The 18,945-nt window shown below is 73.3% G+C and carries 18 protein-coding genes and 1 riboswitch; of the genes, 8 read left to right on the top strand and 10 right to left on the bottom strand.

Annotation, left to right across the window (positions count from 1 at the left end):
• The first annotated feature begins 101 nt into the window (after positions 1-101).
• Both ABFY07_RS08775 and ABFY07_RS08770 read left to right on the top strand, forming a co-directional pair.
• Complete coding sequence (locus tag ABFY07_RS08775; protein WP_428836884.1) at positions 102-2,270, top strand: bifunctional glycosyltransferase 87/phosphatase PAP2 family protein; 2,169 nt, start codon at positions 102-104, stop codon at positions 2,268-2,270.
• A 121-nt stretch (positions 2,271-2,391) separates the two neighbouring features.
• Complete coding sequence (locus ABFY07_RS08770) at positions 2,392-3,126, top strand: superoxide dismutase family protein (protein ID WP_346173904.1); 735 nt, start codon at positions 2,392-2,394, stop codon at positions 3,124-3,126.
• Here ABFY07_RS08770 and ABFY07_RS08765 read toward each other — a convergent pair.
• Positions 3,116-3,703, bottom strand: coding sequence for an HD domain-containing protein (locus tag ABFY07_RS08765; RefSeq protein ID WP_346173903.1), 588 nt, complete (start codon positions 3,701-3,703; stop codon positions 3,116-3,118). The genes ABFY07_RS08770 and ABFY07_RS08765 overlap by 11 nt on opposite strands.
• A gap of 73 nt (positions 3,704-3,776) precedes the next feature.
• A complete protein-coding gene (locus tag ABFY07_RS08760) occupies positions 3,777-5,009 on the bottom strand; it encodes a cytochrome P450 (RefSeq protein WP_346173902.1) in 1,233 nt (410 codons plus the stop codon).
• A 298-nt stretch (positions 5,010-5,307) separates the two neighbouring features.
• Here ABFY07_RS08760 and ABFY07_RS08755 point away from each other — a divergent pair, with 298 nt between their 5' ends.
• Both ABFY07_RS08755 and ABFY07_RS08750 read left to right on the top strand, forming a co-directional pair.
• Positions 5,308-6,477 carry a steroid 3-ketoacyl-CoA thiolase gene (locus ABFY07_RS08755; RefSeq protein ID WP_065958808.1) on the top strand — a complete coding sequence of 390 codons (1,170 nt, stop codon included), beginning with the start codon at positions 5,308-5,310 and terminating at the stop codon, positions 6,475-6,477.
• Between the two features lie 135 nt (positions 6,478-6,612).
• Positions 6,613-7,149, top strand: a complete 537-nt coding sequence (locus ABFY07_RS08750) for a hypothetical protein (protein WP_346173901.1) — start codon at positions 6,613-6,615, stop codon at positions 7,147-7,149.
• 54 nt (positions 7,150-7,203) lie between these two features.
• Here the strand turns inward: ABFY07_RS08750 and ABFY07_RS08745 are convergent, their stop codons facing one another.
• The 6 genes from ABFY07_RS08745 to ABFY07_RS08720 form a co-directional block, all read right to left on the bottom strand.
• Positions 7,204-8,100, bottom strand: a complete 897-nt coding sequence (locus ABFY07_RS08745; RefSeq protein ID WP_346173900.1) for an ECF transporter S component — start codon at positions 8,098-8,100, stop codon at positions 7,204-7,206.
• The gene (locus tag ABFY07_RS08740) at positions 8,097-9,743 is read right to left on the bottom strand and encodes an ABC transporter ATP-binding protein (protein WP_346173899.1); all 1,647 of its coding nucleotides are present in this window, start codon (positions 9,741-9,743) and stop codon (positions 8,097-8,099) included. Before ABFY07_RS08740 ends, ABFY07_RS08745 begins: the two co-directional genes overlap by 4 nt.
• Positions 9,740-10,999, bottom strand: a complete 1,260-nt coding sequence (locus ABFY07_RS08735; RefSeq protein ID WP_346173898.1) for a CbiQ family ECF transporter T component — start codon at positions 10,997-10,999, stop codon at positions 9,740-9,742. Before ABFY07_RS08735 ends, ABFY07_RS08740 begins: the two co-directional genes overlap by 4 nt.
• Positions 10,996-11,778 carry an SCO2322 family protein gene (locus tag ABFY07_RS08730; protein WP_346173897.1) on the bottom strand — a complete coding sequence of 261 codons (783 nt, stop codon included), beginning with the start codon at positions 11,776-11,778 and terminating at the stop codon, positions 10,996-10,998. Before ABFY07_RS08730 ends, ABFY07_RS08735 begins: the two co-directional genes overlap by 4 nt.
• Complete coding sequence (locus ABFY07_RS08725) at positions 11,778-13,097, bottom strand: prenyltransferase/squalene oxidase repeat-containing protein (protein ID WP_346173896.1); 1,320 nt, start codon at positions 13,095-13,097, stop codon at positions 11,778-11,780. Before ABFY07_RS08725 ends, ABFY07_RS08730 begins: the two co-directional genes overlap by 1 nt.
• A 161-nt stretch (positions 13,098-13,258) precedes the next feature.
• Positions 13,259-13,386, bottom strand: a riboswitch (cobalamin riboswitch).
• 161 nt (positions 13,387-13,547) lie between these two features.
• Positions 13,548-14,327 carry a TetR/AcrR family transcriptional regulator gene (locus ABFY07_RS08720; RefSeq protein ID WP_346173895.1) on the bottom strand — a complete coding sequence of 260 codons (780 nt, stop codon included), beginning with the start codon at positions 14,325-14,327 and terminating at the stop codon, positions 13,548-13,550.
• A 196-nt stretch (positions 14,328-14,523) separates the two neighbouring features.
• Here ABFY07_RS08720 and ABFY07_RS08715 point away from each other — a divergent pair, with 196 nt between their 5' ends.
• Entirely contained in the window at positions 14,524-15,858 is a 1,335-nt protein-coding gene (locus ABFY07_RS08715; protein ID WP_346173894.1) for a TolB-like translocation protein, read from the top strand.
• A 94-nt stretch (positions 15,859-15,952) separates the two neighbouring features.
• Positions 15,953-16,576 carry an RraA family protein gene (locus ABFY07_RS08710; RefSeq protein WP_346174034.1) on the top strand — a complete coding sequence of 208 codons (624 nt, stop codon included), beginning with the start codon at positions 15,953-15,955 and terminating at the stop codon, positions 16,574-16,576.
• Positions 16,577-16,583: 7 nt separating this feature from the next.
• Here ABFY07_RS08710 and ABFY07_RS08705 read toward each other — a convergent pair whose 3' ends face one another.
• Entirely contained in the window at positions 16,584-16,796 is a 213-nt protein-coding gene (locus ABFY07_RS08705; protein ID WP_346173893.1) for a DUF4287 domain-containing protein, read from the bottom strand.
• A 161-nt stretch (positions 16,797-16,957) separates the two neighbouring features.
• Here ABFY07_RS08705 and ABFY07_RS08700 point away from each other — a divergent pair, with 161 nt between their 5' ends.
• Complete coding sequence (locus ABFY07_RS08700; protein WP_346173892.1) at positions 16,958-17,608, top strand: TetR/AcrR family transcriptional regulator; 651 nt, start codon at positions 16,958-16,960, stop codon at positions 17,606-17,608.
• A 10-nt stretch (positions 17,609-17,618) separates the two neighbouring features.
• Here the strand turns inward: ABFY07_RS08700 and ABFY07_RS08695 are convergent, their stop codons facing one another.
• Complete coding sequence (locus ABFY07_RS08695; protein ID WP_346173891.1) at positions 17,619-18,422, bottom strand: AraC family transcriptional regulator; 804 nt, start codon at positions 18,420-18,422, stop codon at positions 17,619-17,621.
• 49 nt (positions 18,423-18,471) lie between these two features.
• Between ABFY07_RS08695 and ABFY07_RS08690 the strand changes: the two genes are divergently transcribed.
• Positions 18,472-18,903 (top strand): DUF2000 family protein, encoded by a 432-nt coding sequence (locus ABFY07_RS08690; RefSeq protein ID WP_346173890.1) that lies wholly within the window; start codon positions 18,472-18,474, stop codon positions 18,901-18,903.
• The last annotated feature ends 42 nt before the right edge of the window (positions 18,904-18,945 follow it).

Below are 18,945 nucleotides of genomic sequence, written 5' to 3'. Positions count from 1 at the left end.
GGCGGTCAGGTGACGAGGGGTTTTCCGCGTCTGAGTACAGGGCTCAGTAAGGTCTCAAGCATCCGGAGCGAGTGACAAGGCGAGTGGGGGAGCGGCAGGGCGTGACGAACGTGGAGCGAAGCGGACTGCGGAGCACCTCGGGTACGAGGGCGGGCCCCGGTGCCGCCCGGACACGGACGTCACGGAGCCTGCTGGCGCTCGGAGCGCTGTGGCTCCTCGCCGGTCTGCTGGCCGTCCGTCAGGCCGCGGCGGTGCTGCGGCTGCCGCCCGACGAGCGACTGACCGATCTGGAGACCTGGATCGGGGAGCGGGGCGTCCTGCATGTGAGCGGATCGCTGTACGACGGCGACGCGTTCACCGGGACGCCCTTCTCCGGTCTGGTGCTCAAACCGCTCACCCGCTCCGCCGAGCAGAGCCTCGGCTACGCCTGGACCTTCGGCACCCTGCTGCTGGTGGTGGTGCTCGCCCTGGTCGCCGCCCGCTGCCTGCCCGGCCCCGTCTCCCGCCGTACCTCACTGCTGGCCGCGCCCGTCGCCATCAGCCTCCTCGTCCTGTCGCTCCCAGTGCGCAACACCTTCACCCTCGGCCAGACCAGCATCATCCCCGTGCTGCTGGTGGTGCTCACCGTGCTGCCCGGGACCTCCGGCCGGCAGGCGGGCGTGCTCATCGGTGTGGCCGCGGCGCTGCAGCCCGCGCTGCTGCTGTTCGCGGTGGTGCTGTGGCTGGTCGGACAGCGGCGCGCCGCGGCGGTCGCCGGGGCCACCTTCGCCGCCTGCACCGCGCTCGCCTGGGCGGCCATGCCGCACGACTCCTGGACGTACTGGGGGCACCACATCGGCGGCGCGGGGCTCGGCGCGCCCGCGGACGGCCTGGCCAACCAGTCCCTGCACGGGCTGCTGCTGCGGATCGGGCTCTCGGGCCCGGTCGAGCTGGCGCTGCTCGCGGTGCTCGCCGTGACCGTGGCCGTGGTCGGCCTGCGGCGCGCCGCGTACTACGCGAAGGACGGGCAGCTGCTGCTGGCGGCGGCGATCACCGGCAGCGTGGCGCTGGCGATCTCGCCCACGTCCTGGCAGTACCAGCAGCTGTGGATCCTGCTGGCGGTCGTCGGGCGGGTCGGCAGGCGCGCCTCGGACCGGCTGGTGTGGCCGGTGCTGGTGGTGCTGGTGATGACCCTCAACCGCACCGCCCTGCTCCCCGATATCGATATGCTCGGCCATATCGGCTACAACGCGCCGCTGCTGGCCGCCCTCGCCGCCGCCTGCCTGGTCCCCTTCCTCTCCCGCACCTCCCCCGCCTGGGACCACCCGGCCCCGACCCCGGTCGCGGAGCCGGTCAAGGGGCGCTTCGCCTGGGTGCCGCTGCTGCGCTTCGTACGGCGGCCGCTCTCCCGGCCCAATCTGATGCTCGAGCTGATGTTCATCCGCATCGGCTACTTCGGCTACTCCTACATCCGCGCCCACGCCCCCGACTCGCGGAGCCTCGCGGAGAGCCACGGCCACCAGATCCTCACGGCCGAGAAGTGGCTGGGAATCGACATCGAGCACTGGTTCAACAGCGTGGTGGCCGACACACCATGGCTGAGGGACAGCATGAACTGGTACTACAGCACCTTCCACTTCCTGGTGCCGCTGTCCCTGCTCGCCTGGCTGTATCTGCGCCGCCCCCTCACCTACCGCTGGGCCCGCACCCCGCTCGCCTTCGCCACGATGCTCGCGCTGGTCGGCTTCTGGCTCTACCCGACCGCCCCGCCGCGCCTGATGGGCCTCGGCTTCGTCGACACCGCGCACGGCCCGCAGGACCTCGAGAATCCGGACTTCGGCGCGCTGACCAAGCTGTCCAACCAGTACGCGGCCATGCCCTCGCTGCACGTGGGCTGGTCGCTGTGGTGCGGGGTGGTCATCGCGATGGTGGCGCCGAAGCTGTGGATGAAGGTCCTGGGGCTGATGTATCCGCTGATGACCACCGCGGTCATCGTCGGCACGGCCAACCACTGGGTGCTGGACGCGGTCGGGGGCGCGGTGGTCGTGTCGGCCGGTTTCGGACTGCAGTACGTGCTGTTCGGCTTCGGGAAGCGGCCGGCGGAGGGGGCCGCGGGGCCGCTGTGGCCGCCCAGGTTGCGTCGGCGCGAACCGGAGCGGGCGGGGGCGGCGGTGGCGCTGGTGCCGGCCCCGTCCAAGGGGCCCGACGCTCAAGGCCCCGAGCCGACCGGGACCGCCGAACCGCCGGGGGCCGCCGAGCCGACGGAGGTCGCCGGTCCCGGCTCGCGTTGAAGGGTGTGACGGAGGGCACTAGCGTGGAAAGCAGGGACGTGCCCGGTCGGGTGGGGCAGTGCGCGGGGCCCGCGCCCCTGGGGCCAGTCGAGGGGGGCCACGCTCGGAGGAGTGATCCCCCATGTCCCTTGCCATGGCGGTCACCGCGGCGGCAGCGGCGTCGATGGTCGCGGTCTCCCCGGCGGTCTCGCCGCCCTGCCCCGCGGTCATGGTCCACGCGACATTCGCGCCGGCGGCCCAGGCCCGCGACCACAAGGCGGTGACGTACGACACCAAGCTGGTGCCCGTCTCCGCCAAGGTCGTCGTCGTGGAGTTCCTCGGCAAGCCGCGCCACTACGAGAACGAGCACGAGCACGAGTACGAGCACGGCCATGACCACGGTCACCAGCACATGGGCGGCGCGGCCCGGAGCACCCCGACCCAGAGCCCGAGCCCGCAGAGCCCGAGCCCGACCCAGAGCCCGCAGGGCACCCAGAGCCCGCAGGGCAAGGGCCAGGGCACGTTCGTGGGGGTGTGGGTGCGCGGGGTCAAGGCGCATCACACCTTCGGGGTGCATGTCCATACGAAGCCGTGCGGGACCATGCCCGACGACTCGGGTCCGCACTACCAGAACACGAAGGACCCCAAGCAGCCGTCGGTTAACCCGAAGTACGCGAATCCGCGCAACGAGGTGTGGCTGGATCTCACCACCAACGGACACGGCGAGGGCTACGCCAAGGCCCAGGTGGACTGGCGCTTCCGGGACTCCGAGGCGCGCTCCGTGGTGATCCACGAGCATGCGACCGCCACGGGAAAGGGCCATGCCGGGATGGCCGGGACGCGGGTGGCGTGCGTCAAGGTGCCGTTCAAGGGGTGAGCAGCCCGCTGCGCACCGACGCGTCGCGGATCTCCTCGTACAGCGCGCGCAGCGTCTCGCTGACGGCCACCCGGGGCAGTTGCCGCCGGTCCAGGGCGTCGGCGTCCATGGCGGCGTTGGTGTCGGTGGGCACGTCGTGCCAGCCCTGGCCGGTGAGGTAGCGCATCAGGGCGGGGTTGAGCCGGTCCACCCCGCGGACCAGGCAGGCCTCGGGCGTACGGCCTTCCTCGTACTCGTGCCACAGGGCCAGCAGCTCGGGCCCCAGCGGTCCCGGCAGCGAGGCGAAGGGGACCTCGGCGGCGTCGCCCGAAGGGTCGAGTTCGACGAGGTCGTGCATCAGGCACAGCTTGAGCATCTTGGTCAGGTCCAGGCAGCGGCCGGCCTCGCGCTCGAACTCGGCGTGCAGTATCCAGCTGACCATGGCCAGGTGCCAGGAGTGCTCGGCCACGCTCTCCTTGCGCGCGGCGGTGGCGTTGTTGGGGCGCTCGACCTCCCGCAGCCGGGCGGTGAGGGCGATGAAGTCGAAGAGTCTTCGGAGGTCGTGCTGGGCGCCGGGGATGCCGCTCGTGTCGTTCATGGCCGACAGTGTGCCCCCGTACGGGGCCGGGACGGCACTCCCGGGGCGGGGGACGCGCCGCGGTCACCCGGGGTCAGCCGTAGGTCACCCGCAGCTCCTTGATCCCGTTGAGCCACGCCGACCGCAGCCGCCTGGGGGCGCCCGCGAGCCGGATGTCCGGGAGGGCGTCCGCGATGGCGTTGAAGATCAGGCGGATCTCCAGCTCGGCGAGGCTCTTGCCGAGGCAGAAGTGCGGGCCGCCGCCGCCGAAGCCCAGGTGCGGGTTGGGGGTGCGGGTGATGTCGAAGACCTCGGGGTGGTCGAAGACCTCCGGGTCGTGGTTGGCGGAGGAGTAGAAGATGCCGACCCGCTGGCCCGCCTCGATCCGCTGCCCGCCCAGCTCGGTGTCCTGGGTGGCGGTGCGCTGGAAGGACATGACCGGGGTGGCCCAGCGGACGATCTCCTCCGCGGCGGTGGCCGGGCGTTCCCGCTTGAACAGCTCCCACTGGTCGGGGTGGGTGAGGAAGGCGTGCATGCCGTGGCTGATGGCGTTGCGCGTGGTCTCGTTTCCCGCCACCGCGAGGACCAGCACGAAGAAGCCGAACTCGTCCGAGCCGAGGCTGCCCTCGTCCTCGGCGGCGACCAGCTTGCTGACGATGTCCTTGGCCGGGCAGGCCTTGCGGTCGGCGGCCAGGTTCATGGCGTACGAGATCAGCTCCATCGCCGACTGCGCGCCGATCTCCTCCGTGATGGCCAGTTCCGGGTCGTCGTAGGCCACCATCTTGTTCGACCAGTCGAAGATCTTGGCCCGGTCCTGCTGCGGGATGCCGATCAGCTCGGCGATGGCCTGCAGGGGGAGTTCGCAGGCCACGTCGGTGACGAAGTCGCCGCTGCCGTCCTCCCTGGCCCCGGCCACGATCCGGGCGGCGCGTTCGCGCAGGGCGTCCTCCAGCGCGCGGATGGCGCGCGGGGTGAAACCGCGCTGCACGATCTGGCGGACCCGGGTGTGTTCGGGCGGGTCCATGTTGAGCATGATGAGCTTCTGGACGTCGATCTGGTCGCGCTGGATGTGTTCGTTGAAGCGGATGATCGCGGTGTTGAGGTTGGCGGAGAAGATTTCCGGCCTGGTCGACACCTCTTTGACGTCGGCGTGGCGGGTGACGGCCCAGTACCCGTCGTCGTCGAAGCCCGCGATGCCGTGCGGCTGGGGGATCCAGCACACCGGGGCGGTCCGCCTCAGCAGGGCGAACTCCGGGAGCGGCAGGCGGTGCTGGTAGAGGTCGGGGTCGGTGAAGTCGAAGCCTTCGGGCAGCGCTGGACAGGACATCGGCCACTCCAGATCTGACGGCCTATCAGAAGTCTCGGTGAACGTAGTAACGGGTTCTACAAGTGGCAAGTGTCATGCCCGCCTTTGTTGCGGCCCGGCGGGCGCGCGACGGGCGCCGGAGTGGCCCATAACGGGCGTGCATGCCCCTTGCGTCGCCGGGTCGGCCCTCAGCAGACTGGCCCAGGAACTAGAACAAGTATCAGTTCCGTCGCGGGCGCCGCCGGGAGCCCCGCGGATACCGCTGGGCGAGTGATCCGAAGGGGAACCGAGCCCTTAAGAGAGTGAGGACGGACGAGTCATGGCCGCGGAACCCGTCATCGTCGAAGCCGTGCGCACCCCCATCGGGAAGCGCGGAGGCGCGCTCGCCAATCTGCACCCCGCCTATCTGCTCGGAGAGACGTACCGCGAACTCCTCGCCCGCACCGGCATCCAGCCCGACTGTGTGGAACAGGTCGTCGGCGGCACGGTCACCCACGCCGGTGAACAGTCGATGAACCCCGTGCGCAACGCCTGGCTCGCGGTGGGCCTGCCGTACGAGACCGCGGCCACCACCGTCGACTGCCAGTGCGGCTCCTCGCAGCAGGCCAACCACATGGTGGCCAACATGGTCGCGACCGGGGTCATCGACGTCGGCATCGGCTGTGGCGTCGAGGCCATGTCCCGGGTGCCGCTGGGCAGCGGCTCCAAGCACGGGCCCGGCAGGCCGTTTCCGGACGAGTGGAACGTCGATCTGCCCAACCAGTTCGAGGCGGCCGAGCGGATCGCCCGCCGCCGCGGGCTCACCCGGGAGAACGTCGACTCGCTCGGGCTCATCTCGCAGGAGCGGGCGGCCCGGGCGTGGGCGGAGGAGCGCTTCAAGCGCGAGACCTTCGCGGTGCAGGTGCCGACGACCGAGGAGGAGCAGGCGGCCGGGCAGGGCATGTGGCGGCTCGTCGACCGGGACGAGGGGCTGCGCGACACCAGCATGGAGGCGCTCGGCGGCCTGAAGCCGGTGATGCCGACCGCCGTGCACACCGCGGGCAACTCCTCCCAGATCTCCGACGGAGCCGCGGCCGTGATGTGGGCGTCCAAGCGGATGGCGCGGGCGCTCAAGCTCAAGGCCCGCGCGCGGATCGTCGCCCAGGCGCTGGTCGGCACCGACCCGCACTACCACCTGGACGGGCCGGTCGACGCGACCCGGGCGGTGCTCGGCAAGGCGGGGATGACGCTCAAGGACATCGACATCGTCGAGATCAACGAGGCGTTCGCGTCGGTGGTGCTGTCGTGGGCGCGGGTCTTCGGGCAGGACCTGGAGAAGGTGAACGTCAACGGTGGCGCGATAGCGCTGGGCCACCCGGTGGGGGCCACCGGCGCCCGTCTGATCACCACGGCGCTGCACGAACTGGAGCGCGCGGACAAGGAGTTCGCGCTGATCACGATGTGCGCGGGGGGCGCGCTGGCGACCGGGACGATCATCCAGCGCCTGTGACGGCCCCGCCCGCCATCCCCGGTCGCGGCGGCAGCCGCCCCCGGCTCGAGTCCGCCGCGAGCGGCCTCTGGTTCCTTACGCCTCGGTCAACGCCGACCGAGTCGAAGGGAAGCCACACAGATGTCAGCTCGTCGCATGCTCACCGGTACCTTCCTGGGCCTGGGAGCCCTCCTCATGACCACCTCCGTCCTCGCGCCCGCCGCCGGCGCGCAGGCGGCCGCGCCCGAGAGGGCCGCCGCGCCGGTCCCGGTCACGGCGCTCAACTGTGACGGCAACACCTACAAGTGCACGGCCAATCTGCAGTACGGGGACGGGAGGTGGGTGGCGGACTGGGCGGTGAACGTGTACCACCAGGGTGTGGCGTCACAGTCGTCGTCGGTGCGGAGTGCGGCGGCGCCGGTGCCGGTCACGGGGCTGAGCTGTGACGGCAACACCTACAAGTGCACGGCGAAGCTCCAGTACGGGGACGGGAGGTGGGTGGCGGACTGGGCGGTGAACGTGTACCACCAGGGTGTGGCGTCACAGTCGTCGTCGGTGCGGAGTGCGGCGGCGCCGGTGCCGGTCACGGGGTTGACCTGTGACGGCAACACCTACAAGTGCACGGCGAACCTGCAGTACGGCGACGGGAAGTGGGTCGCCGACTGGAAGGTCAACGTGTACCACCAGGGCTAGGACCACCAGGCCGGCCCCCTCCGGGCCGGCCTCGGCCTTGGCTCGGGCCTTGGCTCAGCTCTTGAAAGAGACCCGCGCGTCGAAGGCCGCCCGGCGGGTCGCCCGGCGCAGGGCCCGCAGGACCGTACGGCCGAGGGTGAGGGTGAGCACCACCGTCACCACCGCGCGCGGCAGGTCCCAGCCGAGCGACGTGGCCAGGCAGTACGCGACGAAGCGGGCCAGGTTGTGCGGCAGCGGATCGCCGGGCACGAACGACACGCCCGAGGCCATCCCCGCGAGGTACGGCCAGCCCTGCAGATTCATCACCGTGCCGTACAGCACGGAGGCGACCGCCCCGTACCCGGCCAGCAGCGCCAACTCGCCCCGCCCGCGCAGCCGCTCCGCCCCCGGCAGCAGGCCCGCGCCCATGCCCACCCACCCCATGGACAGCATCTGGAACGGCATCCACGGCCCCACCCCGCCCGTCAGCAGCGCGGACGCGAACATCGACACCGCTCCGAGCACGAAGCCGAAGCCCGGGCCCAGGACCCGCCCCGACAGCACCATCAGGAAGAACATCGGTTCGATGCCCGCCGTCCCCGCGCCCAGCGGCCGCAGCGCGGCCCCGGCGGCCGCCAGCACCCCCAGCATCGCGACGGCCTTCGAACCCAGGCCCGTGTCGGCGATGGTCGCCATGACCACCGCGAGCAGCAGCGGCAGCAGGGCGGCGAACAGCCAGGGCGCGTCGGCCGAGTGGGCGAGCCCGGACGCCGAGTCCGCGAGCAGGGGCCAGCCGAAGGCGGCCACGCCGACCGCGGACACCAGGACGAGCGCTGTCACGGAGCGGGGGCCGAGGCGGATGGCGCGTGCGCTGGTCGCCTCCTCCGGCGCGCCGGGTCCCTCCGCCGTGCCGGTCCCCTTCGCCGGCGCGCCGGTACCCTTCGGCGCCGCGTCCTCGCCACCCGGTGTCATACGACCCGCTCCGCTTCGCCCAGGGCCCGCCGTACCTGCCGGACCGTCAGCCACGGCTGCGGCGCCAGCACCTTGGAGACCTGCGGGGCGAACGCCGGGGAGGAAACCACCACCCGCGCCGTCGGGCCGTCGGCCACCACCTCCCCGTCGGCCAGGATCACCACCCGGTGGGCGAGTTCGGCGGCCAGCTCCACGTCGTGCGTGGCCAGCACGGTCGCATGGCCCTCCGCGGCCAGCCCGCGCAGGATCTCGACCAAGCGCGCCTTCGCCGCGTAGTCCAGGCCGCGGGTCGGCTCGTCGAGCAGCAGCAGCGGCGGGCGCGCGGTGAGGACGACCGCCAGCGCGAGCGCGAGCCGCTGGCCCTCGGACAGGTCACGGGGGTGCGCCGAGTCCGCCACGCCGGGCAGCAGCCGGCCGACCAGCTCCCGGCAGCTCCCCGGGGCCGCGCCCGCGTCCCGGTCGGCGGCCTCGCACTCCGCCGCCACGGTGTCGGCGTAGAGCAGGTCGCGCGGCTCCTGCGGCACGAGGCCCACATGGCGCAGCAGGTCGGCGGGGCGGGTCCGGTGCGGTACGACCCCCCGGCCGCCGCCCGGCCCGGCGGCCCCGAGACGCACCGAACCGGAGGCGGGGGTGTGCATCCCCACCAGCGTGGACAGCAAAGTCGACTTTCCCGCCCCGTTGCGGCCCATCAGCGCCACCGTCTCGCCCGGGCGCACCACGAGGTCCACCCCGCGCAGCGCCTCGACCCGCCCGTGGCGCACGGCCAGCCGCGCCACCTCGGCGACGGGCTCGCCCGCCGGGAGGTCCGCCTCCCCGTCCGGGGTGTGCGGGGCCAGGCGCTCCCGCAGCGGTGCCGCCTTGCGGCGGGCGTCCCGTATGGACAGCGGGAGGGGTGACCAGCCCGCCAGGCGGCCGAGGTCCACCACGGGCGGCCGGACGGGGGAGACCGCCATCACCCCGGCCGGGTCGCCGGTCACGGGGGCCGCGCCGGGGGAGGGCAGCAGGATCAGCTGATCCGCGTACTGGACCACCCGCTCCAGGCGGTGTTCGGCCATCAGCACGGTGGTGCCCAGGTCGTGCACGAGCCGCTGGAGGACCGCCAGCACCTCCTCGGCCGCGGCCGGGTCCAGCGCCGAGGTCGGCTCGTCGAGGACCAGGACGCGCGGGTGCGTGGTGAGCACCGAGCCGATCGCGACCCGCTGCCGCTGCCCGCCGGACAGGGTCGCGATGGGCCGGTCGCGCAGCGGGGCGAGGCCGAGCAGGTCCAGGGTCTCCTCGACGCGGCGGCGCATGGTGTCCGGGGGGACGCCCAGCGACTCCATGCCGTAGGCGAGCTCGTCCTCCACGGTGTCCGTGACGAAGTGGGCCAGCGGGTCCTGGCCCACCCAGCCCACCACATCGGCCAGTTCGCGAGGCTTGTGGGTGCGGGTGTCGCGGCCCGCCACGGTCACCCGCCCGCGCAGCGTGCCGCCCGTGAAGTGCGGCACCAGGCCGGGGACGGCGCCCAGGAGTGTCGACTTGCCGACCCCCGAGGGGCCGACGAGCAGCCACAGCTCCCCTTCCGGAACGGTCAGGTCCACGCCCTGGAGGGCGGGTCGCGGCGCGTCGTCGTAGGTGACGGACACCTGCTCGAAGCGGATCACCGAGTGGCCTCCTTACCGGTGTCCTCGCTGGTGGTCTGGGGGTCCTGGGGGCTCTGGGGGTCCTGGGAGCTCTGGGGGCTCTGGGGGCTCTTGGCGTACGGGGCCCGGGCGGGCGCCGGGGCGACGAACGCCGGGAGCAGCCCGACCAGCACCCCGGCCGCGGGCCACAGGGGCAGGACCGGCGCGGTGAGCGGGACGGCGGGCGGGTCGAGGGCCTGCGGGGCGTACGAGGCCGCCCAGATCATCAGGCCCGCGACCGCCACCCCGGACCCGGACACCAGCCAGGCGCGGGCGTCCCACCGGTCGGGCCGGTAGCGGCTGCGCGCCAAGCGGCGGCCGCCCAGCCACAGCCCGCCGAGCGCGGCGGCGAGCCCGCCCAGCAGCACCGGCAGGCCGAAGCCCGCGCCACGCGCCGCCAGCAGCCCGTACGTGCCGGCGCAGACGCCGAGCAGCCCGCCCAGGGTGAGGGCGGCGGTGGCGCGGGCGACGGCGGGCGGGACCTGGGCGGTGCGGCCGTAGCCGCGCGCGTCCATCGCGGCCGCGAGCGCAACCGAACGCTCCAGCGCGCCCTCCAGGACCGGCAGCCCCACCTGAAGCAGCGCGCGCACCCCGCGGTCGGGGCGGCCGCGCAGCCGGCGGGCGGCCCGCAGCCGCTGGACGTCCGCCACCAGGTTCGGCGCGAAGGTCATCGCCACCACAACCGCCACGCCCGCCTCGTACAGCGCGCCGGGCAGGGACTTCAGCAGCCGGGCCGGGTTGGCGAGCGCGTTGGCCGCGCCGACGCACACCAGCAGGGTGGCCAGCTTCAGCCCGTCGTACAGGGCGAAGACCAGCCCCTCGGCGGTGACCCGGCCGCCGATCCGCACGCCCTGCGCCCAGCCGGGGAGGGGCACTTCGGGGAGGGTGACCAGCACATGCGTCCCGGGGATCGGCGAGCCGAGGAGCACCGCGAAGGTCAGCCGGATCGCCAGCACCACCAGCCCCAGCTTGAGGAACGCGCCGTACGAGCGGGCCCACGGTGCGTCCGTCCGGCGCACGGCGACCACATAGCCCGCGACGGCGACCAGCAGACCCAGCAGCAGCGGGTTGGTGGTGCGGGAGGCGGCCGTGGCCAGCCCCAGGGCCCACAGCCACCAGGCCCCGGCGTGCAGCGCGCCGCGGGAGTACAGGGCGTCCTTGGAGCGCTGCGCGCCACCGGAGCGCGCCGCTCGGCGCCCGGTGAGCGGGTGTCCGGCGGGCCGGGCGGCGCCGCTCATCGCCGCTGGTGGCGGCGCGCCTGCCAGACGGCGGCGGCCCCCAGCGCGACCACGGCGGCCAGACCGCCGATCAGCCCGGCCGAGGGGATGCCCCCGCCGCCGTTTCCGGTGTCCCCGCCGTGGCCGCCGTCCCCGCCACTGGTTCCGTCCCCGCCGCTTGCCCCGTGGCTGGTGGCGTCGACCTGCTCCCCGCAGCCCGTGGCGGGGTAGCCGGCGATGGCGCACAGCAGGGCGGCGGAGTTGTAGCGCAGCGGCTTCGCGACGGCCGCCAGCGCGTCCGCGGCGCTCGCGTCCTCGGCGACCCGCGCGCACTCCGTACGGGGCTTCGGCGGGGTGCGGTGGTCGGGGGCGTCGGCGGCCGTGCCGAAGTCCAGGACCACCGCGACGCGTTTGGCGCCGTCCTTCGCGGGGGTGTCCGCGCAGATCGCCTTGAAGTCGGCCGGGCCGCGCGGCCGGGCGGCGTCCCGCGAGTCCTCGCTCACGGCGAACCGGAACCCGACCGTGTCGCCGTCGCCCGGCCGGGCCGTGGCCGGGCCCTGCGTGGCGTACGTCCAGGCGTCGGCGCCCCGCTCCCGCTGCCAGAACGACCAGTAGCGATAGCCCTCGGCGTGCGCGGGGGAGGCACCGAGCGCGAGCGCGGCCCAGGCGAGGGCGGCGCAGACGAGCGCGGCCCGGGCGCGGGCGAGGGCGGTGCGGGCGGAAGTGACGCGGGCGAGGGCGGCGCGGGCGGAGGTCACGCGGGCGGAGGTCAGGCGGGCGGAGGCGGCGCGCGGGCCCATCAGAGCTGCTGCTTCTTCCGGCCGCTCAGCAGGAAGCCGATGCCGATGCCCGCCACCATGAACACGCCCACCGTCCACCAGACACCACCGACACCCCCCTTGTCGTCGTCCTTCTTCTCCCCGTCCGCGTCCTTGCCGGAGTCCGCCTGCGACCCGGACGCGGACACCGACTCCGGCTTCGGACCCGTGGCGTTCAGCCGCTGGACGAGGTCCACGCCGCCGAAGCTGCGCGGATCCGCGCCCGCCGCGTGCGCCGCGAGCACCAGCTTGCCCAGCGCCCCCGGGTCGCCCTTCGCCCAGGCCAGCGCGCCGTTCTTCTCGCTCTGCAGCCACTGCAGGGGCTTGGCGGCGGTCGCGCTGTGCTCCCCGGCGGCCAGCGCGATGATCGCGTCCGCCGTGCCGCCGAAGTCCGGCTGGTCCTTGGCGCCCGGCATCGAGGACAGCAGGTGGCGGCCGTGCTCGGCCATGGTGTCCGCCAGATACGCGGCGGCGGCCTGCCCGGCCTCCGCCACCCCGGCCGGCCTGCCGCCCCCGCCCTTGCCGTCGCCCTTGCCCTTGCCGCAGTCCAGCGGCTCGGGCGCCTTGCCGTCGTCCTTGCCCGCGGGCTCGAAGACGAAGCCCTTGCCCTGGGTGGCCAGCGCGGCGGCCGCTGTCGCCAGGTCGTTGGCCGCCGCCCCGGCCCCGCCCTTGTCCGCCGTGTACGCGAACGCCCCGCGCTCGCCCTTCTTGGCGTCACACCCCAACTGGAGGCCGAGCAGCAGGTCGTACGGGGTCTTACCGCCCTTGGCCGACTTCACCCCCTTCGGGTCCGTTCCCGTGGCCGCGAAGGCGCCGACGGCGGCGGAGGTGGAGTTGGCGTCGCTCGGACCGCCCGGGTTCATGCCCCACCCGCCGTCGTCGTTCTGGTGCTTCTTCAGCCAGGCGACGCCCTTCTCGACGGCCGAGCTACGCCCGCCGACCGCGGCCAGCGCCTGCACGGCCGCCGCCGTCGCGTCGGTGAACTCGCCCTTCTTCGGGTCGCACGCCTTGGCCGGGTCGGCCCGGTACCCGGCGAAGCCGCCGTCCTCGCACTGCTGGCCGGCCAGCCAGTCGATGGCCGACTTCGCCGGGGTGACCCCGACGGCGTCCTGGGCGAGCAGCGCGAGCGACTGCCGCCACACCCCGTCGAACTGCGGGTCCTTGGTGCCGTACAGCCCCTTCGGCAGCGCCGGGCCGGACGGCTTCGGGGAGGGGGAGGCGTCGGCGAACGCGGCGGGGGCGGCGGCCGTGCACAGGGCGGCCAGGGCGGCCAGAGCCGTGGCGCTGCGGCGTACGTTCATGGCGACGGTGCCTCTCGGTCGGTGATCTCGGCGGTGGACGGACAGCGGTACGCGGCCGCGCACGGCCGTCCACCCCGCACGCCGAGGGACGTACGACGCGATGACACCGGGCTCAGCTCCGCATACCTCGACGGTGCCGCCGCCGGACGGGCCGACGGCGGGAGCCTGCGGTGCGCCCGACCAGGTGCTCCGGCTCGTACGCCCTGCGGCACGCACAGCCCGTACTCACGGTTGCGGGTCAGCGCCGGATTCTCACCGGCTTCCCCCGATCGGACGCGGATGAAGTTTTCACGGATACTTTATCCGGCGCCGACCCGGGCCCTTCCACGGCGGTCGGGACCGCTGGGCCGGCCCCTCCGGGACGGGCCCGTACGCTCCGTGTGGGCCTCGGCCCGCCGGATCCGCTCGCCGACCGTGCCGCCGTGCGCGCGGGGGCCGGCGCGCTGCTGCTCAGAGCACCAGGCGGGGGCTGCGACTGAGGCCGAGGAGGCCGAGGAGACGGTCCATCATGTCCTCGAACAGCGGCACCGGGTCGTTGAGCGCGAAGGACATGTGGCGGTAGACGGCCAGGCAGAGCATGCCGTAGATCTGTCGCCAGCAGGTGAGCATCAGGAACACCACGCCGATGGGCACATCCAGCCCGACGACCTCGCGGTAGGTCCGCAACTGCGGCACCAGGGCCGGATCGATCTCCTCGTCGGACGGGTGCGCCAGACCCTTCTCGCGCCACAGCCGCGTGAAGAGCTGCCCGAACGTCCCGCCCAGCTCGCGCGAGATGGCCTGCGGGATGTCCTCCGCCGACGCGGCGGCCGCCTGGGGATAACCGGCCCCCATGAGCAGGTTGAACTCCGCCGGGTTGGCCATCGACCAGTCCAGCACGGAGCGGGTGGCGGCGTGCAGCCGGGCGCTGATGTCGTCGGGGTCCTGGCGCTCCACCGCCCCGCCGACCACCCGCATGAACTCCGCCATGACGTCGTCGTAGACGGCGAGGATCAGCCCGTTCCTGCCGTCGAAGTAGCGGTAGAGGGCGGGTGAGGTCACCCCGACGCTGCGCGCCACGGCGGCGACGGTGAGGCCCTCGACTCCCTCCGCGGCCGTGATCCGGCGCGCGGCGGCCTTGGCATCCCGCTCCAGCTCCGCCCGCAGCCGCTCCCGCCGCGTCAGCCCCGCCACGCGCGCGCCCCCGCCGCCGTCGTTGCCGCCGTCTTTGCCTCCGTCGGTGCCGGACACCGTCGCCTCCTCCTGCTGGTCGGGTGCGCCTCAATGATCCTTCATCGGCGGGCGGGGCCACGGGGCAGCCGACTTGCCGTGAAGAGGCGTTGCATGGTTAATACTATTCTCGCTTCTAAGGGCAGTCACGCTTGTGCTGCCCCGGCAAGGGATCGGTGCTGTCGCGGCCGTGCCGTGGGGGAAGGCGGAGAGCTGAGTGGGCAAGACGTATGGGTCCGGTACGCGCGGGTGGATCGCGGCGGCCGCCGCGACCGTGCTGGCGGTGGGAGGGCTGACCGCGTGCGGCGCGTCCGGCGACTCGGGCAAGGACTCCGGGCGCGGCGGCGTCTCGGGCGGCGGTGGCCGGGAGTCCGGTGCGGGCGCGGCGGGTTCGGCGGGGGACACGCCGGCCACGGTGCGGAAGAACCTCTCCCGGGTGGCCTCGGCCACCGGGCCGGTGATCTGCTGGGACGGAGGCGAGGACGAGGGGTGGCAGGCGGCGGCGTACGACGCCACGTTCAGCAGGCGGATCGCCGCGTTCTCCGAGAAGTCTCTGCTGCCTCGGCTGGCCGAGATAGCACGGGAGACGGGCGGCCACGAGGCCACCGTGACCAGCCTGTGCGGGGACGAGGGGGAGACCGGTGAGAGCCTGGGGGAGACCGGGGTCAGCCCGGTCTCGCCGGACGGCCGCCGCGTCGCGGTCGAGGTGGAGACGGACGACAGCGACTCCCCGTGGCACGTGGGGTGGCTGGACCTCGGCACGGGGAAGTTCACGGACATCACCAAGGCTTCGGAGAAGAAGGGGTACAGCCCGGAGAAGCACTCCGACCGGCACCCCGGCTTCGCCCCGGACGGGTCGCTGTGGTTCCTGCGGGGCTCCGACCAGTTCTTCTCGGCCGACGAGGACGGGCGCCTGTCCCCCCACCGGATCAGCCTGGCCTGTGGCCGGTCGAAGGGGGACGACGAGTACTACCGCCCGGTGAACTCGGTGGCCGTCACCTGCCCCCGCACCATCAACCCGAGCGGCAAGTACGCCGCCTCCCCCGCCACTGTCGCCGTCGGCTTCTCCTCGGTGGACGGGTTCGACCTCGACCCCCTGTCGAACGAGATCGACACATTCGGCGACGCCCCGCTCCACGGGCCGTTCAGCAACCAGGTGGTCGTGCGCGACGACGACGATCTGCGCGGCTGCACCCCCTTGGCCTGGCTCACCTCTGAGGAGCTTCTGTGCAAGGGGCCGTCCAACGACTTCTTCACCGTGCGCGTCGACCCGTCGAAGGCGAGGGAGGTCGACGCCATGCACACGGTGGAAGTCGGCGTGAAGGCAGAGATCGCCCCCGCGACGGAGAACACGATTCTCGCGATGGCCGTGTCGGCGGACCGTGAATCCCTCTACATCGCCTCCCGTGAGAACCGGGCGGGAGCCCAGGTGAAGCTGCACCGGGCCGGCCTGACGTCGCCGGGAGACCCGGAGGAGCTGGGGGCACTCCCGAAGGGGGTGGGGGAGGATTTCGCCTTCCGCACCAACTTCCAGACCGGCGACTTCCGCTGACGGGCGTCCGGCAGAGCGCATCGGGGGGCGATCATGGCGGAGGGGGCCCGGCGGGCCCCTCCCGTCCACGGGGGAAGGCAGCCCCATGACCGACCTGACCGACGCCACCGGCTTCGCGCACATCCCCCCGACCACGCTCGCCGATGTCCTCGGCCGCGCGCAGGTCATGGACATCGGCATCCGCCCGCTCTGGTCCCCGACCCCGCGCGTCGCCGGTCCCGCGTTCACGGTGCGGTGCCCTCCCGGCGACAACCTGATGCTCCACGCGGCCATCCACCGCGCTGAGCCGGGCTCGGTCGTCGTGGTCGAGTCGGGGGATGTGGACTACGCGCTCGCCGGGGGGAACGTCTGCGCCGTCGCCCAGCGCCGTGGCATCGCGGCGTTCGTGCTCGACGGGGTGATACGTGACCTCGGCGAGGTGCGCGAGATGGGCTTCCCCGTCTTCGCCAGGGGAGTCATTCCGATCCCGGGGACCAAGACGGCGGCCGGGCCGTTCAATGTCGCGGTGCGGTGCGGCGGCGTCGAGGTGAACGCCGGTGACATCGTGGTGGCCGACGAGGAGGGCGTCGTGGTCACTCCGCGCGCCCGCCGTGAGGAGGTGCTCCGCGCGGCCGAGGCGAAGCCGGCCAAGGAGGCCGGGGAGACCCTCGACGCGTGGGAGGAGGCGCACCGCGCCCGTATCGACAAGATCCTGAGCGACCAGGGCTTCGAGGGCTGACCGCCTGTCAGGAGGCCTTACTCTCCGCGAGGGTGTGGGCGACGAGGGCGTTGGCATGCCCGTGCCCGAGGCCGTGTTCGTTCTTGAGCCAGGTGACGAGCTCCATGTGCTTGGTCAGCGGCGAGGAGCGGATGAGGTCCTTCCACTCGGCTATCGGGCGGCCGTACTTCTTCTCGATCGAGGGGAAGTAGCTGGCGGGGCCTTTTACGGGTGCGGTCATGTCGTGCGTCGTCCTCCGTGTCGTCGGGTTCCGGCGGGCCGGTTGCCGTCCTGCCGATCCACCCTTGTGTACGATGTCCACATTCGGGGGTGCGGCGATCCGTCCCCCCGCCGGGCAGGAGCCTAGACGAGCTAAGTGGATGCTGTCCACATTGGAGATGGGTGAGGTTGACCGTGGCCGAGGGCGGCAAGCCGAAGCGGGACACCTACCGCCATGGCGACCTGCGGAACGCGCTCATCAAGGCCGGACTCGAACTCGCCCGCGAGGGCGGCCCCGGGGCCGTCGTCCTGCGGGCCGCGACCCGTCACGCGGGCGTGGTGCCCAACGCGGCGTACCGGCACTTCGCCGACCGGGCCGCCCTGCTGCACGCCGTGTCCCAGGCCGCCATGGCCGAGGCGGCCCGCACCATGGAGGCCGAGCAGGCCGCCCTGCCGCCCGCCGCCGACCCGGTCGCCGCCGCCCGCGCCCGCTTCCGCGCGGTCGGCACCGGCTACCTGCGCTTCGCCCAGGAGCAGCCGGGCCTGTTCCGCACCGCCTTCCACGTCCCCGGCGACATGGCCCACGCCGCCGCCGAGACCGCCGCCGGAGCCGGTGGCAGGACCCCCTTCGAACTCCTCGGCGCCGCCCTCGACGACCTGGTGGAGACCGGCCTCCTCCCCGAGGACCGCCGCCCCGGAGCCGAGTTCCTCGCCTGGTCCGCCGTCCACGGCCTCGCCGTCCTGCTCATCGACGGCCCCCTGCGCGGCCTGCACCCCACCCAGGCCCAGGACGCCGGCCGGCAGGTCATCGACATGATCGAACGCGGCATCTGACCCGCCCGGCTCAGGCCCCCGCCGCGGTGCGGGCGTAGCGTCCCGGGGTGATGCCGATGAACCGTTTGAAGTGCCGGGTCAGATGCGACTGGTCGTAGAAGCCGACCGCGGTGGCCACCTCCGCGGGCGGGCGGCCGTCGAGGAGCAGCCGGCGGGCGCGGTCCACCCGCCGGGCCATCAGGTACTGGTGCGGGGCGATGCCGAAGGCCGTGGAGAAGGCCCGCACCAGATGGGTGGGGTGGGCATGCACCAGCTTGGCGGCGTCGTCCAGGGTCACGCCGTGGAGCAGCCGCTCGTCGAGCAGTTCCCGCAGGCTGTGGGCCACGCCGCGGTCGGGCTTCGGCGGGCGGGGGGCGAGCCGGGGCAGCAGATGGCCGCGCAGGCGTTCGCCGATCAGGGCGAGCCGGGACTCGGCCTCCAGCTCGTCGCCGGGGTGCGCCAAGACGGAGTGCAGCCGGCCGACGCGTCGGCGCAGGAGCGGGTCGGCCATGTCGGGGTGGTCCACCGCCGGGCCGATCAGTCCCTCGTCGAGCTGGGGCAGGTCCAGGTAGAGCACCCGCTTGCGGAACCCCTGCGGGGTGGCCGGTGAGCCGTTGTGCGGCACCTGCGGGGGGAGCAGGGACACGGTGTCGCCGGGGGTGCCGCACTCGCGGCGGTTCAGGTCGTAGCGGACCGCGCCGTTGTCGACGATCAGCAGCGTCCACACGTCGTGGACGTGCATCGGGTACGCGTGCTCGGTGAAGTGGGCGTGGAAGACCTCCACGACGCCCGGGACCCGCGGGCGCCAAGCGAACACCTCATGCCGGGACACCATGCAAGAAACGTACAAGACGGTGCGGCGGGCCGGTCGGCAGGCTCGGGGCATGACGACTGAGACCACCCCCGTACGTTTCGACACGAAGATCGCCGTGCTGCTGCGGGAGGACCTGCAGACCTGGCAGCGGCTGAACGTGACCGCGTTCCTGGTCAGCGGCCTGGGCTCGGAGCTGCCCGAGGTGATCGGCGAGCCGTACGCCGACGCCGACGACACCCCGTACCTGCCGATGTTCCGCCAGCCCGTCCTGGTCTTCGAGGGGACGAAGGAGACCCTGACCGCGGCCCACGACCGCGCCCTGTCCCGCGCGCTTCCCCGCGCGGTGTTCACCTCCGACCTCTTCTCCACCGGCAACGACCGGGACAACCGCGCGGCGGTACGGGCCGTGCCCAAGGGCGGGCTCGACCTGGTGGGGCTGGCCGTGTACGGGCCGCGCAACGCGGTCGACAAGGTGCTCAAGGGCGCTCGTATGCACCCCTGAGCACCGCCGGAACCCGCACCGGACTTTAATCGGTGGCGGAGC

Origin of the sequence: Streptomyces sparsogenes subsp. cuspidosporus, assembly GCF_039532705.1 — a bacterium.
Taxonomy (GTDB): domain Bacteria; phylum Actinomycetota; class Actinomycetes; order Streptomycetales; family Streptomycetaceae; genus Streptomyces; species Streptomyces sparsogenes.
This window is presented reverse-complemented; position numbering and strand designations above follow the sequence as displayed.

Bases quoted from the DNA above. Each gene is read 5' to 3' on its own strand.
- ABFY07_RS08765 (WP_346173903.1), bottom strand. From the start codon at position 3,703: ATGAACGACACGAGCGGCATCCCCGGCGCCCAGCACGACCTCCGAAGA.
- ABFY07_RS08750 (WP_346173901.1), top strand. From the start codon at position 6,613: ATGCTCACCGGTACCTTCCTGGGCCTGGGAGCCCTCCTCATGACCACC.
- ABFY07_RS08725 (WP_346173896.1), bottom strand. From the start codon at position 13,097: ATGAACGTACGCCGCAGCGCCACGGCTCTGGCCGCCCTGGCCGCCCTG.
- ABFY07_RS08730 (WP_346173897.1), bottom strand. From the start codon at position 11,778: ATGGGCCCGCGCGCCGCCTCCGCCCGCCTGACCTCCGCCCGCGTGACC.
- ABFY07_RS08735 (WP_346173898.1), bottom strand. From the start codon at position 10,999: ATGAGCGGCGCCGCCCGGCCCGCCGGACACCCGCTCACCGGGCGCCGA.
- ABFY07_RS08760 (WP_346173902.1), bottom strand. From the start codon at position 5,009: ATGTCCTGTCCAGCGCTGCCCGAAGGCTTCGACTTCACCGACCCCGAC.
- ABFY07_RS08690 (WP_346173890.1), top strand. From the start codon at position 18,472: ATGACGACTGAGACCACCCCCGTACGTTTCGACACGAAGATCGCCGTG.
- ABFY07_RS08745 (WP_346173900.1), bottom strand. From the start codon at position 8,100: ATGACACCGGGTGGCGAGGACGCGGCGCCGAAGGGTACCGGCGCGCCG.
- ABFY07_RS08770 (WP_346173904.1), top strand. From the start codon at position 2,392: ATGTCCCTTGCCATGGCGGTCACCGCGGCGGCAGCGGCGTCGATGGTC.
- ABFY07_RS08755 (WP_065958808.1), top strand. From the start codon at position 5,308: ATGGCCGCGGAACCCGTCATCGTCGAAGCCGTGCGCACCCCCATCGGG.
- ABFY07_RS08705 (WP_346173893.1), bottom strand. From the start codon at position 16,796: ATGACCGCACCCGTAAAAGGCCCCGCCAGCTACTTCCCCTCGATCGAG.
- ABFY07_RS08695 (WP_346173891.1), bottom strand. From the start codon at position 18,422: ATGGTGTCCCGGCATGAGGTGTTCGCTTGGCGCCCGCGGGTCCCGGGC.